This is a genomic window from Pseudomonas sp. AIG (genome assembly GCF_977020205.1).
In genome coordinates, this window is the sequence record NZ_CDROCK010000012.1 from 12371 (window position 1) to 27103 (window position 14733).

Below are 14733 nucleotides of genomic sequence, written 5' to 3' on the forward strand. Positions count from 1 at the left end.
TTGCACAATACGCCCCGGACTGTTTTCTCTCAGGATGTTCAATGTTGATTTCCACTCCCATGCGTGTTGTCGGGTTGGCGCTGTTGTTGACCGCTGTTGCCGGCTGCTCGAAAGACAAGCCGATGTATGAGCATGAGAACTTCGATGATTCCGGTACGTTTTCGCGCAATTATCCCGTGACCGACTCGGTCAGTTGCGAAGCGGCCCGTCGTGCGTTGCTCAGTCAGGGCTACATCATCACCAGCAGCGATCCGAAACTGGTCAGCGGTCACAAAAGTTTCCAGCAAACCGGCGACACCCATATGGAGATCAGCTTCAATGTGGTCTGCGCCGACGATGGCAGTGTCGGGCACCATGCGACGATGTTCGCCAACGCCTTGCAGGACCGCTACGCACTGAAGAAAACCAACAACTCGGCCAGCCTCGGTGTGGGTGTGTTGGGTTCGGTGTCGATGCCGATTGGTTCGTCTGACGATTCGATGGTCAAGGTCGCCAGCGAGACGGTGACGGCACAAAAGTTCTACGAGCGTTTCTTTACCCTGGTCGAGCAGTTCCTGCCGGCGGATGCGAAGAAGGCTGCGCATATCGAAGAGAAGCCCAAGGCTGACCTGGGTGTGCCTGAGGCGAAGGCGGCTCCGGCAGCGCTGGCGCCAACGCCAACTCCGGCGGCTGAGCCTGCTGCGACGCCAGCGCCGGCACCTGCCGAGACCGCGCCAGTGACTGCGGAACCGGTTGCGCCACCGGCAGAGGCAGCGCCGATCACTCCGACGCCGAGCGCAGAACCTGCACCAGCGCCGACGACTGAAACCATCACGCCACCGGCCAACCCGGACATCCCGCCGCCCTCCGAGCCGATTCCGGCGATGCCTGCCTCCGGCCAATAAATTAGCCTCACCGCACCCTCTGTGGGAGCGAGCTTGCTCGCGAAGGCGTCGGTACATTCAGCACTATGTGACTGAAAGTCCGCTTTCGCGAGCAAGCTCGCTCCCACAGTGGTTTCTGATGCACTTAAAATCTCGTTACATTCCCCTGACAAAATTCCCGCGATAAATTCCTGACCACCTGCTACGTTTTATTCATGAAGGCCGGGTTTCACTTTTCCTTCACACGAGCACGTTAAGCTCGAGGCACTGGGCATTTGCTCAGGCCCATTCAAGAGAGCAGCAGGGGGATTACGCGATGGATGAATATCAAGAAGAGCTGCTCGAGTACCAGGCTTTTGAACTGGATCAACCCGAGCCCGCCGAGGACGCCACCGAGCTTTAACTTGCAGCTTGAAGCTTGTAGCTCTCGGCTGCTGTTATGCCGTTTTGCGGTGGCTGCGGCGGAATTCGCCGGGCGTCTGACCGCTCCAGCGTTTGAAGGCTCGCTGGAACGCTTCGGCTGAAGCAAAACCCAGCAGGTAGGCGATTTCGCCGAAGGCCAGTTCGGTGTCGCGGATGTAGGTCATCGCCAGATCCCGGCGTGTGTCGTTGAGGATCGCGCGAAACTGCGTGCCTTCCTCGGCCAGTTTGCGCCGCAACGTCCAGGTCGGCAGTTTCAGGCGTGCCGCCACTTCTTCCAGGTCGGGTTCCCGGCCACCATTGAGCAACGGCCCCAACAGTTGAGTGATGCGTTCGCGCAGGCTGCGGGTTCGGGTCAACTGCTCCAGTTCCCGCTCACACAGTTGCAGCAGATGCCGCCAGGTACTCGGGCAATGCTCGGGATTACGCAGTGCGAGGCTGTTGAGGTTCAGGCGCAGTTGATTGCGCTCGGCGCCGAACTGGATCGGGCAATCACCCAGTGCACTGTAAGCCTCACGGTAATCCGGCGCTTCGAACTCGATGTCGATGCGTTCCGCGTGCAGCGGCTCGCGGCTGACACTGGAGAGCTGATGCAACCATCCGGCGATAATCGAATCCACGACAAAACGGTTATAGGCGTTGTACGGGCTGATCGAATAGAAACGCAGCCAGGCGCCATGGGCGTCTTCGTGAAAACTGGACTGGCCACGGTAGTTGGAACCGTACAACGCCTCGAAACGGATCAGGCAGCGCGCGGCTTCACGCACGGTCGGCGCTTGTGCGGCGGTGACGCCGGCCAGCCCGGCCTGGCTGAGGCGACTGAGCTGGCCCATGCGCAGACCCAGCGCCGAGTTGCCGGTCAACTGAATCGCCGCGTGGCCCAGGCGCATATAGCGCGGAATCGACAAGCGTGCCCCAGCCTCGGCCAGTCGTGCGGCGTCCAAGCCATATTGCTCCAGCAGCGGCTGCGGATCGACCGCATGACTGCGCACGGCATCGGCGAGGCTGTGCACAAAACCCACCGACAGGTCCCCGAGGCGCATCGGCAGCGGCTTCATGGCTTACAACCAGATGTTCAGCAAACGCGCGCCGCGAGCTTCGCCATCGGCGAACTGCTGACCGTTGCTGCTGAGGAAACTCTGACCTGAACTGGCCTTGTCCCAGAACTGCCCGCGCAGGAACACGCTGATGCCGGCAATCGCCCGACTGCTCGGTGGCTGTGCAGTCAGCGTCAGCCGATGCCAGGCCTGTCCTTCGGTGACTTCACCGGGTTTCAGGCTGACCGATCCCGGTGTACTCGAACCCTTGTAGCCACGCCACGGCTGATTCCATGCACCCTGGCCGAACACCTGCGCCGGCACCGCGACCAATTGCGCACTTTGCTCATCGAGTTTGCGGTAGTTGTCCGGGTACCAGCTATCGCTGCCAATCAGCACGCCGAGGCGGCCGGCCGGGGTGTCGACTACGTTGAGCGAGTGTTTGTCGGCGCCCTCGATCACTTCGCGTTGATCGAAGACCGGGTGCATCTGCCGCTGCGGTTGACCGAGCGGCACGCCGTCACGGCCGAACACCACGCTGCTGTTGAACAGGGCGCCGCTGCCGGGTTTGAGCTGGCCGTCGCGGATGCTTGGCTCCGGCAGCACGATCGAACCGGCGACCAGCGTCACATGAAACTCTTTGGCCAGACCACCGAACAGCGCCTGGTAATCCTTGGCCATGGCCTTGGATTTCATGCGCAGGTACGCGTCATTGAGGCGGTCGCTGCCGTTGGCGCTGAGCCAGGCGCGGGCGAACAACAAGGGGTTGCTCGCCGCCAGCCAGTTCATCGCCTCGGCGAGGGACGGCGCTTGGTACAACTCGTCTTTTTCGCCGCTGAGCAGCAGCCAGGTGCCGACGTTCTCCGGCAACACCACGACGGTTTTATCGTTCAGCAGGCCTTGATCCTGAGCTTGCTGCAAATAGGCAGCGAGTTTGCGGTGCAAGCGCTCGGGGTTTTGATAGTCAGTGGGAAACAGCTCGGGCTGGATGCCCAGCAGATTGCCGCGGTCGGCAGGGGTGCCCTGATCGACCGCCACTTTGATACGTAAGTCCGACAGGTAATGCCCCGCCGGCCGGTCCGCCGCCCACATGGCGTAGGTGGTCAGGGCGGCGACGAGGGCCATGGAGAAGAACAGATACAAAAGTTTGCGCATGAAAACCAACAACTACCGGGTACAGGGTATGGCGACTAGGGTAGGGCGCATGGCTCTGGTTGCCAAGGGGCGCTGCGCATTTGGATCAATAAGTTGTCAGTTACGGTCATTGAGTGACAGCGATGCGACTCTTAGTCTGTTGAACATGACTGACGGGGGCCGCAGAGCGCCCGCAACTTTTCCGTGATTGCTCGTTGTGGAGTTACCGATGACCGCCGCTCATTACCCGCACCTGTTGGCCCCGCTGGACCTGGGATTCACCACGCTGCGCAACCGCACCCTGATGGGCTCGATGCACACCGGCCTTGAAGAAAAACCGGGCGGTTTCGAGCGCATGGCGGCGTACTTCGCCGAACGTGCCCGTGGTGGTGTCGGCCTGATGGTCACCGGCGGCATTGGCCCGAACGACGAGGGCGGCGTTTATTCTGGTGCGGCCAAGCTGACCACCGAAGAAGAAGCGCTCAAGCACCGCATCGTTACCCGCGCAGTGCACGAGGCGGGCGGCAAGATCTGCATGCAGATCCTTCACGCCGGGCGTTATGCCTACAGCCCGAAGCAGGTAGCGCCGAGCGCGATTCAGGCACCGATCAACCCGTTCAAGCCCAAAGAGCTGGACGAGGAAGGCATCGAGAAACAAATCAGCGATTTCGTCACCTGTTCGGTGCTGGCACAGACCGCCGAGTACGACGGCGTCGAGATCATGGGCTCGGAAGGTTATTTCATTAACCAGTTCCTCGCCGCGCACACCAACCACCGCACTGACCGTTGGGGTGGCAGCTACGAAAATCGTATGCGCCTGCCGGTGGAAATCGTTCGCCGTGTCCGCGAAGCGGTGGGCCCGAACTTCATCATCATTTTCCGTCTGTCGATGCTCGACCTGGTCGAGGGCGGCAGCACCTGGGACGAGATCGTCACCCTGGCCAAAGCCATCGAGCAGGCCGGCGCGACCATCATCAACACCGGTATCGGCTGGCACGAAGCGCGGATTCCAACCATCGCCACCAAAGTGCCGCGTGCCGCGTTCAGCAAGGTCACGGCCAAGTTGCGTGGTTCGGTGAAGATTCCGTTGATCACCACCAACCGCATCAACACCCCGGAAATCGCCGAGCAGATTCTTGCCGAGGGCGATGCCGACATGGTCTCGATGGCGCGGCCGTTCCTCGCCGACCCGGACTTCGTCAACAAGGCTGCCGAAGGTCGCGCCGACGAAATCAACACCTGCATCGGTTGTAACCAGGCCTGCCTCGATCACACCTTCGGCGGCAAACTGACCAGTTGCCTGGTCAACCCGCGCGCCTGCCACGAAACCGAACTGAATTATCTGCCGGTGCAGCAGATCAAGAAAATCGCCGTGGTCGGCGCCGGTCCTGCCGGTTTGTCCGCTGCGACCGTGGCCGCCGAGCGTGGCCATCAGGTGACGTTGTTCGATTCGGCCAGCGAAATCGGCGGCCAGTTCAACATCGCCAAACGCGTGCCGGGCAAGGAAGAGTTCTTCGAAACCCTGCGTTACTTCAAGCGCAAGCTGCAGACCACTCACGTTGAGGTGTGCCTGAACACCCGCGTCGACGTGACGAAACTGGTTGAAGGCGGATACGACGAAATCATCCTCGCCACCGGTATTGCGCCGCGTGTGCCAGCGATTCCGGGTGTCGACAATGCCAAGGTGCTGAGCTATCTGGACGTGATCCTCGAGCGCAAACCGGTGGGCAAACGCGTGGCCGTGATTGGCGCCGGTGGGATCGGTTTTGACGTCTCGGAATTCCTCGTCCACGAAGGCGTAGCCACCAGTCAGGATCGCGCCGCGTTCTGGAAGGAGTGGGGCATCGATACGCAACTGGAGGCCCGTGGTGGTGTGGCCGGGATCAAGGCCGCCCCGCACGCGCCGGCCCGCGAAGTGTTCCTGTTGCAGCGCAAGAAAACCAAGGTGGGCGATGGTCTGGGCAAAACCACTGGCTGGATTCACCGTACCGGTCTGAAGAACAAGCAGGTGCAGATGCTCAACAGCGTCGAGTACCTGAGCATCGACGACGAAGGCCTGCACATTCGCATTGGCGAAACCGGCGAGCCGCAATTGCTGGCGGTGGACAACATCGTGATTTGCGCAGGGCAGGATCCGCTGCGTGAACTGCACGATGGTTTGGTTGAAGCGGGGCAGAATGTGCACCTGATCGGTGGTGCCGATGTCGCGGCCGAGCTGGATGCCAAGCGCGCCATCAACCAAGGTTCGCGCCTCGCTGCTGAACTTTAAGCTCCACCGCTGAACCTGTGGGAGCGAGCTTGCTCGCGAAGGCATCGTGTCAGTCGACATATATATTGACTGACACTCCGCTTTCGCGAGCAAGCTCGCTCCCACAGGATTTGTGCACATCGTGAACCTTGTGAGCCTGCTCGCGATGGCTGCTGATGAGCGACTAGAATGCCGGCTCTGTCCAGATCGAATCGCCGCCCATGCTTTTGCCTCCCTCCGATTGGCTACCCCAAGCCCCACTCGAACACCTTCACCTCGACTGGCTGACATCCGCCGGCATTGAAGTCGCCATCCTGCGCCTCGACCAGATCGACCCGCTGATCAGCGGCAACAAATGGTTCAAACTCGTCGAACACCTCAAAGCCGCTGACAGCGCGGGTGCCGAAGGCATCATCAGCCTCGGCGGGGCGCATTCCAATCATCTGCATGCGTTGGCGGCGGCAGGCAAACGGCTGGGCTTCAAAACCGTGGGACTGTTGCGCGGGCATGCGCAGGAAACGCCGACGGTGCAGGATCTGCAAGCATTCGGCATGCAACTGCATTGGTTGGGTTACGGCGGCTATCGCGCACGCAATGAGCCGGGATTCTGGGCGCCTTGGCACGCGCAGTATCCGCAGTTGTATGCCGTGCCCGAGGGCGGTGGCGGCTTAACGGGGGCGCTCGGTTGTGCCGCCATCCAACAGCAGGCGCAAGCGCAATTGCATACGCTGGGCTGGAGCGATTACCACGGCTGGTGGCTGGCCTGCGGCACGGGGACGACGCTGGCAGGGTTGGTGCTGGCCGAGGCGGGGGCGCATCGGGTTTATGGTGCGCTGGCGGTGCCGGAGGATCACGGCGTGGCGCCACAGGTCGAGTCGATTATGCAGTCAGCCGGACTGGCCACTGCTGACTATGAGTTGATCGACGCCAGCCGTGGCGGCTTTGCCAAGGTCGATCCGGTGTTGCTTGCGTTCATCGAACAAACCGAGCAAGCCAGCGGCGTTCCTTTGGAGCCGCTGTACACCGGCAAGGCGTTGCTGGCGCTCAAACAGCAGGTCGAGGCGGGCAGGTTCTCAGCCGGCACGCGGCTGATCTTCATTCACAGCGGAGGCTTGCAGGGGCGGCGCGGTTTTATCGCCAGCCCCTGACGGTCAACCGCGCTTGGGCATCATCCGCAGCAGCGTGTTATCGCGCACCACATAGTGGTGATAGATCCCCGCCAGCGCGTGCAGGCCGATCAGCCAGTAGCCGATCGTGGCAATCAGCACATGCCAGTGCTCGACCTGCTTGGCGAAATCCTTGTTCTCCGCGACCAGCAGCGGCAGATCAAAACCATAGAACATCACTTGATGCCCTTCGGCGCTGGTAATCAGCCAGCCTAGAATCGGCATGCTGATCATGAACAGGTACAGCGCCCAGTGCATCAGCCGCGCCAGTACGGTTTGCCATTGTGGCGACGCGGGAAAGATTTTCGGCGCCGGGCCAATGCTGCGGGCGAGCAGGCGAAACCACACCAGCACGAACACGGTCAGGCCGAGCATGTAATGCACTTCGCGGATCAGCGTGCGCCCGCCACTGCCTTTGGGAAATAGCCCGCGCAACTCCATGCTGGCGTACACCAGCACCAACAGGACCAGCATCAGCCAGTGCAACAGGACCGACACGGTGCTGTAACGGGATTCGGAACTTGTCCACGGCATACGGTGTTTCCTCACAGATCAGGGTCAAAACGGCCGTTCTTGTGCGACGGCATGCTTTAACTGTAATCCGCTTTGGCGGATTTGCCTGAGGCTGATCGGACTTTCAATGCTCTGAATCAGGGCTTTGCCAATAAAAAACGCCAGCGTCGTGCAGACACTGGCGTTTTTGTTGGCAGCAAGCGGCAGGGATCAGCTCGATTGCGGCATCTCACCGTTGGCCAGGCGCTTGTTGATGTCGGCAATCACTTCCGGCAGATCAGTGATGGTGTCGATCATATAGTGCGGGCGCGAGCCTTCGAACAGCGCGTGAATGCGCTTGCGTTCGCTTGCCAGCTCATCGCTGCCCAACGCGCGGAAACCGGCGTAGTCCAGACCCAGCGCATTGCCCGAGCAGATCAGCGCGACCGTCCACATCCCGGCGCGGCGGCCTTCGAGAATGCCCGGCACGGTGTCGTCGATCTTCACGCTCGCTGCGACATCGTCGATGCCCAGCGCGATCACGTTGGCCAGCGCCTGAGCCGGGCATGGGCGGCCATTCGGCACTTCATCGGTGGCAACCACGTGATCGGCGACGTAGCCGTTGGTAGCGGCCAGTTCGACGACTTTATCCATCACTTGCTTCGGATAACCGGAGCAGGAGCCGATCTTGATGCCCTGCTGACGCAGGTTGGCGATGGTTTCCAGGGCGCCGGGAATCAGTGCCGAGTGTTCGGCGATCTTTTCGATCTGCAACGGCATGAAGCGGTTGTAGATGGCGGTGACGTCGTCATCGGTCGGCGTGCGGCCGAACGCCTTGCGATAACGCTCGGCCACTTGCGGCTGGTCGCAGAGGGTGCGGATGTGGTCCCACTTGCCCATGCCCATCGGGCCGCGCGCTTCCTCGATGGAAACTTGCACATCGAACTCGGCGAAGGCTTCGACGAAAATCTGCGTTGGCGCAAACGATCCGAAATCGACCACGGTGCCGGCCCAGTCGAGGATCGCGGCTTGCAGCTTGTTTGGATTGATGTAGTTCATGGCAATCAAATTCCTGAGTTGAAATGCAATTCAAACTGTAGGAGTGAGCCTGCTCGCGATAGCGGTTGATCATTCAACATCTTCGTCGACTGGCACGGCCTCATCGCGAGCAGGCTCACTCCTACAGGGGATTTGTGTTTGGGCTTAGATTTCGAGGACTTCCATCTCGCGCAGCACCTCGCCGACCGCCGCCACGGCCTGGCGCATTTCGTCCGGGCTGACGTGGCCGATGCAGCCGACACGGAAGGTCTCGACCTGAGTCAATTTGCCCGGATAGAGGATGTAACCCTTGGCCTTGACCCGTTCGTAGAAATCCTTGAACTGGTAGCGCGGATCTTGCGGCGCATGGAACGTGGCGATGATCGGCGCCTGAATCGCCGCTGGCAGGAAACTGCGCAAACCGAGTTTGCCCATCTCTTCCATCAACGCCTGACAGTTGGCGGCGTAGCGCGCATGCCGTGCCGGCAGGCCACCTTCTTCGTTGTATTGCAGCAGCGCTTCGTGCAGCGCCGCGACCACGTGGGTCGGCGGGGTGAAGCGCCATTGCCCTGTTTTGATCATGTAGGCGTGCTGGTCGTACAAGTCCATCGCCAGCGAGTGCGAATTGCCAGCGGCGGCGACCAGTGACGCTTTGCGAGCAAACACGAAGCCCATCCCCGGCACGCCTTCCAGGCATTTGCCGGACGCGGCGATCAGTGCGTCGAACGGCACTTGCTGCGCATCCACTGGCAAGGCGCCGAAGGAACTCATGGCGTCGATGATCAGACGTTTGCCGTGCTGTTCGACGACTTGGGCGATTTCCGCCAACGGATTGAGAATCCCGGTGCTGGTCTCGCAATGGATCAGCGCAACGTGAGTGATATCGCTGTCGGCGCGCAGCAGACGATCGACGTCGGCGGCTGTAGTCGGTTCATCTTCAGCCGTTTCAAAAGTGCTGAACGAGCGGCCAAGCACTTCGCAGATTTTCGCCAGGCGTTTGCCGTAGGCACCGTTGATCAGCACCAGCACTTTGCCGTCACGCGGCACCAGCGTGCCGATGGCCGCCTCGACGGCGAAGGTGCCGCTGCCCTGTAAAGGCACGCAGTGGTGCGTGGCGGCACCGTTGAGGATCGCCAGCAATTGTTCGCAGAGGCTGGCGGTCAGTTGATTGAAGCGGTCATCCCATGACCCCCAGTCGACCATCATCGCCTGGCGGGTGCGGGCCGAAGTGGTCAACGGGCCGGGAGTGAGCAGGATGGGTTCGGCGATACTCATTCGTGTGTCCTCGGATTGCGCTGTGGGATGAAGCTACGGGGCATACGTTGCAATTCGCCGTTGCATCAATCAAATTGTTTGTTGTTATGCCAGCCATCAGTGAGAGTTATTCATGAACCTGTTCCAGTTGCGTGCGTTCGACGCTGTGGCCCGCGAAGGCAGCTTCACCCGCGCCGCCGCGCGGTTGTTCATCAGTCAGCCGGCGGTTACCGGGCACATCAAGGCGCTGGAGGAGCACTACCAGATCACCCTGTTGCGGCGCACCGCGCGACGGGTGGAACTGACCGAGGAGGGCACCAAACTCGCGGCGATCACCCGCGCGATGTTTGGTCTGGCGGAAGAGGCGCAGACGATGCTCGAGGCCAACCGGCAGTTGTTGACCGGACGGCTGGAAGTGGCGGCGGATGGGCCGCACATGGTCATGCCGATGCTGGCCAGCCTGCGTGCGCGCTATCCGGGGATCACCGTCAATCTGCGCCTGGGCAATGCTCAGGAAACCCTCGCGGCGTTGCTGTCGGAACACGCCGATGTGGCGGTGTTGACCGAAGTGGAGCCGCGCAAGGGCCTGCATCTGCAAGCGTTGAGTGAATCGCGGATCTGCGCGTTGGTGCCGGCAGGGCACCCTTGGGCGGTGCGTGCCGGGGAAGTGAAACTCAAGGAACTGGATCAGGTGATCATGGTGCTGCGCGAGCCGAGTTCGATCACCCGGCGTACCTTTGATGATGCCTGTGCGCAGGCATCGATCCATCCGCGCGTGCTGCTGGAACTGGACAGCCGTGAGGCGGTGACCGAGGCCGTCGCGGCCGAGTTGGGGGTTGGCGTGGTGTCATCGGTTGAGGTCAGCCATGACCCGCGCGTGGTGGCGATTCCGATTGTCGGCGAGGGGCTGGTGAATCGGCACATGATCGGTTGCATGGAACGGCGGCGGGAGTTGCGCCTGATTCAGGCGTTCTTTGGCCTGGCACCTGCCGCCCCGTGATCGTTCCCACGCTCTGCGTGGGAATGCAGCCCGGGACGCTCTGCGTCCCATCCAAAGCCGAACGCGGAGCGTCCGTTGAGGCGTTCCCACGCAGAGCGTGGGAACGATCAGGAACCGGGGAGGCTGGCGCGAACCATATCAAGAAAGGTCGCCACCACCCGCCGTGAGCTCTGCTCACGCAAACACACCAGCGTCTCCGTCAGCCGTCGTGTGCAGTCGATAATCGGCAACGCACACACCCGCGCGTCCGCACCAAACTCCGCCGCCGACACCACGCCGACACCAATCCCGACCACCACCGCCTCCCGTGCCGCTTCCCGGCCTTCCACCTGAATCGCCGGGCGAATGCGAAAACCGGCCCGGGCCATTTCCTCTTCCAGCGTCTGCCTTGTCACCGATCCGTGTTCGCGCAGCACCAGCGGCGTGTCATCCAGGTCTTCCAGGCAAATCGATTCACGCTCGGCCCACGGGTGATTGCGTGACACGAACGCCACCATCGGATCGTTACGCAATGGAACGCACAGCAAGCGTTCATCCGTGACGTCACGCCCCAGTAACGCCAGATCGGCCTGATAGTTGAACAGGCGAAACAGCGACTCATCGGTGTTGCCGGTCTCGATCTTCACACTGATCCCCGGATAGCGTTCGCAGAACCTCGCAATCTGCGGCAGCACGTGCACCGGCGCATCCACTGCCAGAATCAGACTGCCGGTCTGCAGCGCCTGGGATTCCTGCAGCAATTCCTGCGCTTCCGCTTCAATGACAAACAACCGTTGCGTGATCGCCAGTAGACGTTCACCGAGATCGGTCAGGCGCACGGAACGTTTATTGCGATGAAACAGCAAAACGCCGAATCGCTCCTCGAGTTTGCGCACTTGGTCGGATATCGCCGGTTGCGTGAGAAAAAGGCGCTCGGCGGCTTTGGTGAAGCTTCCATGCACGGCCACGGCGTGGAAGGCTTTGAGTTGGGCGTGAGACACCGACATGAAGTCACCTGATCGTTAAGTCAGTAACAAGCTGAGCTTATGTGTGAAATACGATAAATCGATTTTATTTATTAAACAGTAATTGCTTTGATCCGCTCACGCCATCGCTGACTGCTCGATCGAGTAGCGGCAGTGGCCATGAGCCTGTGCGTGCAACAGCAGGACTCATCTGACCGGTATCGCCAGAGGGATAGAGCGATATCGCAGTGCTCAACAATAAAAACACAGGCGTTTTGCTTAACGATTCTGCCGGCACACTCACACCCTGAGGTCAGAACCACCATGAATAAGCACATCGGCACCATTGCGCGTTGGCGCATGCAGATTTTCGCGATTACCTGGCTTGCGTACGCCGCGTTCTACTTCACCCGCAAAGCGTTTTCGGTGGCCAAACTGGGCATCGCCGAAGACCCGACCTTCATGCTCGACAAGATGGCCATGGCCAACCTCGATGCGATTTATCTGGCGGCTTACGCCATCGGTCAATTCACCTGGGGCATGCTCGCCGACCGCTTTGGTCCACGGGTCGTGGTGCTCGGCGGTTTGCTGATTTCCGCCGCAGCGGCGCTGGTGATGGGCAGTTACGCGACGTTGCCGATCTTCGCTACTTGTATGTTGATTCAGGGCCTGGCGCAGTCCACCGGATGGTCGGGATTGTGCAAAAACCTCGGCAGCTTTTTTCCTTCCCAACAACGCGGGCGGGTGCTCGGCTTATGGAGTTCCTGCTACGCGTTCGGTGGTCTGGTGGCGTCGCCGTTCGCCGGCTGGTGGGCGTACACCTTGATGGGGACCTGGCACGCGGCGTTCATTTCCAGCGCGGTAGTGGTTGCGGTGGTCGCGGTGTTGTTCTTTATCTTCCAGCGCAACAAACCCGAAGACGTCGGTTTGCCGGCAGTCGAGCCGGAGCCGGAACTGACCGCAGAAGAAACCGAAGCCAACAGCAAGCTCAGCGTCTGGGAACCCTTGAAGGAAATTCTGCGTAATCGCACGGTGCTGGTGCTGGGCCTGGCGTATTTCATGTTGAAACCGGCGCGTTACGCGATTCTGTTGTGGGGCCCGGTGATTGTCTTTGAACAAATGCCCAGTGTCGGCAAGGTCGGCGCGGCGATCATTCCCACTTCGTTTGAACTGGCCGGGTTGCTCGGGCCGATCCTGATCGGGCTGGCCTCGGACAAACTGTTCGGTGCCCGGCGCATGCCGGCCTGCGTGTTGAGCCTGCTGGCGCTGACCGTGACGCTGGCGCTGTTCATGGGCGCGCTGCACACCGGCAGTGTCTTGCTGGTGGTCGCGCTGTTGTTCGTCATGGGCCTGACCCTGTACGGCCCGGACTCGATGATCAGCGGTGCTGCCGCGATCGATTTCGGCAAAGCCAAGGCTGGCGCCACCGCTGCCGGTTTCGTCAACGGCTGCGGCTCGGTCGGCGCGGTACTTGGCGGTTTGCTGCCGGGTTACTTCGACTCGGTGACGGTGTTCATCGTCTTCGCCGGTTGTGCGTTGTTTTCGGCGCTGGTGCTGATTCCGCACTGGAACAGCCGTCCGGTCGGTGTGATGGAACCGCGTGCCGCGATCCCCAATTGCCCTCTGACAATCAAACCCCTGCGTTCCTGAAACCCTGTGCCTCGCGGCCTGCTGCGGCGCTCGCGGCAGGCTGGGGCGTGGCTATCTGACTTGGAGAAACCCCATGAGACCGTTTTGGCTGGAGCAGGCCTTGCAGGCCGACAACTCGCAAACCTGCCCGCCGTTGCAGGGCGAAGTACGCAGCGATGTGTGCATCGTTGGCGGTGGGTATACCGGGTTGTGGACGGCGATCATGCTCAAGCAACAGAACCCCGAACTCGACGTGTTGCTGATCGAAGCGGACATCTGCGGCGCCGGCGCGAGTGGGCGCAACGGCGGTTGTGCGCTGTCGTGGTCGGCAAAATACTTCACCCTTGAACGCTTGTTTGGCGTCGAGGAAGCGGTACGTCTGGTCAAGGAATCGGAACGCAGCATCCATGCGATCGGCGAGTTCTGTGAGCACTACGGCGTCGATGCCGACTACCGCCTCGACGGCACGCTGTACACCGCGACGAATCGCGCGCAAGTCGGTTCGACCGACGCGGTGATCGCCGCACTGGAGCGCAACGGCATCAACTCGTTCACCCAGCGCCCGGTCGCCGATGTGCAGCGCATGGCCGGTTCGAGCAAGCATCTGGAAGGCTGGTTCTCGCCGGCAGCGGCCAGTGTGCAACCGGGCAAACTGGTGCGTGGTTTGCGTCGGGTGGCGTTGCAACTGGGCGTGAAAATTCACGAAAACACGGCAATGACCGGGCTGGAAGAAGGGCGCCCGGCACGCCTGCAGACACCGAACGGCAGCATTGTTGCTGATCGCGTGGTGCTGGCGATGAATGCGTGGATGGCCCGTGCCTTCCCGCAGTTCGAACGCAGCGTGGCGATCGTTTCCAGCGACATGCTGATCACCGAACCGCGCCCGGACCTGTTGCCGGAGATCGGTTTGACCAGCGGGGTCACCGTGCTCGATTCGCGGATTTTCGTGCACTACTACCACAACACCCCGGACGGCCGGATCATGCTCGGCAAGGGCGGCAACACCTTCGCGTTTGGCGGGCGCATGCTGCCGGTGTTCGATCAGCCATCGCCGTATGCCGGCCTGCTGAAAAAAAGCCTCGCGGACTTTTTCCCGGCCTTCGCCGATGTCAAAGTCGATGCTACCTGGAACGGGCCGTCGGATCGCTCAGTCACCGGTCTGCCGTTTTTCGGCCAGATGAGCAGCGCGGGCAACGTGTTTTACGGTTTCGGCTATTCGGGCAGCGGTGTCGGCCCGTGTCATATGGGCGGGCAGATTCTCGCTTCGCTGGTGCAGGGGCTGGATAACCCGTGGACGCGCTCGCCGCTGGTCAACGGGCCGCTGGGCTATTTTCCGCCGGAGCCGATCCGCTACCTCGGCTCGCTGATGGTGCGCAACGCCATCCGCCGCAAGGAGCGCGCCGAGGATCATGGGCGGCGACCCCGGCATCTCGATGTGCGTCTGGCGAAATTCGCCGCAGCGGCGGGCAAGGCTGACAAAGGTTGAAACACTGCTCCTGCAGGTTGGC

The 14733-nt window shown here is 61.2% G+C and carries 12 protein-coding genes; 6 read left to right on the forward strand and 6 right to left on the reverse strand.

The genetic code is table 11. The annotated features are described in order from the left end of the window. Positions 1-41: 41 nt before the first annotated feature. Positions 42-884, forward strand: a complete 843-nt coding sequence (locus ACWR1S_RS09825; protein WP_454563339.1) for a DUF2242 domain-containing protein — start codon at positions 42-44, stop codon at positions 882-884. A gap of 416 nt (positions 885-1300) precedes the next feature. On the opposite strand, the gene ACWR1S_RS09830 is transcribed toward ACWR1S_RS09825, so the two are convergent. Beyond that, positions 1301-2341 carry an AraC family transcriptional regulator gene (locus tag ACWR1S_RS09830; protein WP_454563340.1) on the reverse strand — a complete coding sequence of 347 codons (1041 nt, stop codon included), beginning with the start codon at positions 2339-2341 and terminating at the stop codon, positions 1301-1303. Between the two features lie 3 nt (positions 2342-2344). After that, positions 2345-3475: a nitrilase-related carbon-nitrogen hydrolase gene (locus ACWR1S_RS09835; protein ID WP_454563341.1), complete on the reverse strand. Its 1131-nt coding sequence runs from the start codon at positions 3473-3475 to the stop codon at positions 2345-2347. A gap of 208 nt (positions 3476-3683) precedes the next feature. Here ACWR1S_RS09835 and ACWR1S_RS09840 point away from each other — a divergent pair, with 208 nt between their 5' ends. Together ACWR1S_RS09840 and ACWR1S_RS09845 are read left to right on the forward strand one after the other, a co-directional pair. Then, positions 3684-5723, forward strand: coding sequence for an oxidoreductase (locus ACWR1S_RS09840; RefSeq protein ID WP_454563342.1), 2040 nt, complete (start codon positions 3684-3686; stop codon positions 5721-5723). Positions 5724-5923: 200 nt separating this feature from the next. Beyond that, a complete protein-coding gene (locus ACWR1S_RS09845; RefSeq protein WP_454563343.1) occupies positions 5924-6850 on the forward strand; it encodes a 1-aminocyclopropane-1-carboxylate deaminase/D-cysteine desulfhydrase in 927 nt (308 codons plus the stop codon). Positions 6851-6853: 3 nt separating this feature from the next. On the opposite strand, the gene ACWR1S_RS09850 is transcribed toward ACWR1S_RS09845, so the two are convergent. The 3 genes from ACWR1S_RS09850 to ACWR1S_RS09860 all read right to left on the reverse strand — a co-directional run bounded on the left by ACWR1S_RS09850 (position 6854) and on the right by ACWR1S_RS09860 (position 9673). Then, entirely contained in the window at positions 6854-7402 is a 549-nt protein-coding gene (locus tag ACWR1S_RS09850; RefSeq protein ID WP_077573681.1) for a cytochrome b, read from the reverse strand. Between the two features lie 189 nt (positions 7403-7591). Continuing rightward, a complete protein-coding gene (gene phnX, locus ACWR1S_RS09855) occupies positions 7592-8419 on the reverse strand; it encodes a phosphonoacetaldehyde hydrolase (RefSeq protein WP_454563344.1) in 828 nt (275 codons plus the stop codon). 144 nt (positions 8420-8563) lie between these two features. Next, positions 8564-9673 (reverse strand): 2-aminoethylphosphonate--pyruvate transaminase, encoded by a 1110-nt coding sequence (locus tag ACWR1S_RS09860; protein WP_454563345.1) that lies wholly within the window; start codon positions 9671-9673, stop codon positions 8564-8566. Between the two features lie 112 nt (positions 9674-9785). On the opposite strand from ACWR1S_RS09860, the gene ACWR1S_RS09865 reads away from it, so the two are divergent. Further along, the gene (locus ACWR1S_RS09865) at positions 9786-10652 is read left to right on the forward strand and encodes a LysR substrate-binding domain-containing protein (protein WP_454563346.1); all 867 of its coding nucleotides are present in this window, start codon (positions 9786-9788) and stop codon (positions 10650-10652) included. 107 nt (positions 10653-10759) lie between these two features. Here ACWR1S_RS09865 and ACWR1S_RS09870 read toward each other — a convergent pair whose 3' ends face one another. After that, positions 10760-11638, reverse strand: coding sequence for a LysR family transcriptional regulator (locus ACWR1S_RS09870; RefSeq protein WP_454563347.1), 879 nt, complete (start codon positions 11636-11638; stop codon positions 10760-10762). Positions 11639-11920: 282 nt separating this feature from the next. On the opposite strand from ACWR1S_RS09870, the gene ACWR1S_RS09875 reads away from it, so the two are divergent. Both ACWR1S_RS09875 and ACWR1S_RS09880 read left to right on the forward strand, forming a co-directional pair. Continuing rightward, positions 11921-13246 (forward strand): MFS transporter, encoded by a 1326-nt coding sequence (locus ACWR1S_RS09875; protein ID WP_454563348.1) that lies wholly within the window; start codon positions 11921-11923, stop codon positions 13244-13246. A 73-nt stretch (positions 13247-13319) separates the two neighbouring features. Further along, positions 13320-14711: an FAD-dependent oxidoreductase gene (locus ACWR1S_RS09880; RefSeq protein ID WP_454563349.1), complete on the forward strand. Its 1392-nt coding sequence runs from the start codon at positions 13320-13322 to the stop codon at positions 14709-14711. Positions 14712-14733 lie beyond the last annotated feature (22 nt).

What these genes read in the sequence shown, in the direction of transcription:
- ACWR1S_RS09825 (WP_454563339.1), top strand. Translation starts at nt 42, where the DNA reads ATGTTGATTTCCACTCCCATGCGTGTTGTCGGGTTGGCGCTGTTGTTG.
- ACWR1S_RS09830 (WP_454563340.1), bottom strand. Translation starts at nt 2,341, where the DNA reads ATGAAGCCGCTGCCGATGCGCCTCGGGGACCTGTCGGTGGGTTTTGTG.
- ACWR1S_RS09835 (WP_454563341.1), bottom strand. Translation starts at nt 3,475, where the DNA reads ATGCGCAAACTTTTGTATCTGTTCTTCTCCATGGCCCTCGTCGCCGCC.
- ACWR1S_RS09840 (WP_454563342.1), top strand. Translation starts at nt 3,684, where the DNA reads ATGACCGCCGCTCATTACCCGCACCTGTTGGCCCCGCTGGACCTGGGA.
- ACWR1S_RS09845 (WP_454563343.1), top strand. Translation starts at nt 5,924, where the DNA reads ATGCTTTTGCCTCCCTCCGATTGGCTACCCCAAGCCCCACTCGAACAC.
- ACWR1S_RS09850 (WP_077573681.1), bottom strand. Translation starts at nt 7,402, where the DNA reads ATGCCGTGGACAAGTTCCGAATCCCGTTACAGCACCGTGTCGGTCCTG.
- phnX (WP_454563344.1), bottom strand. Translation starts at nt 8,419, where the DNA reads ATGAACTACATCAATCCAAACAAGCTGCAAGCCGCGATCCTCGACTGG.
- ACWR1S_RS09860 (WP_454563345.1), bottom strand. Translation starts at nt 9,673, where the DNA reads ATGAGTATCGCCGAACCCATCCTGCTCACTCCCGGCCCGTTGACCACT.
- ACWR1S_RS09865 (WP_454563346.1), top strand. Translation starts at nt 9,786, where the DNA reads ATGAACCTGTTCCAGTTGCGTGCGTTCGACGCTGTGGCCCGCGAAGGC.
- ACWR1S_RS09870 (WP_454563347.1), bottom strand. Translation starts at nt 11,638, where the DNA reads ATGTCGGTGTCTCACGCCCAACTCAAAGCCTTCCACGCCGTGGCCGTG.
- ACWR1S_RS09875 (WP_454563348.1), top strand. Translation starts at nt 11,921, where the DNA reads ATGAATAAGCACATCGGCACCATTGCGCGTTGGCGCATGCAGATTTTC.
- ACWR1S_RS09880 (WP_454563349.1), top strand. Translation starts at nt 13,320, where the DNA reads ATGAGACCGTTTTGGCTGGAGCAGGCCTTGCAGGCCGACAACTCGCAA.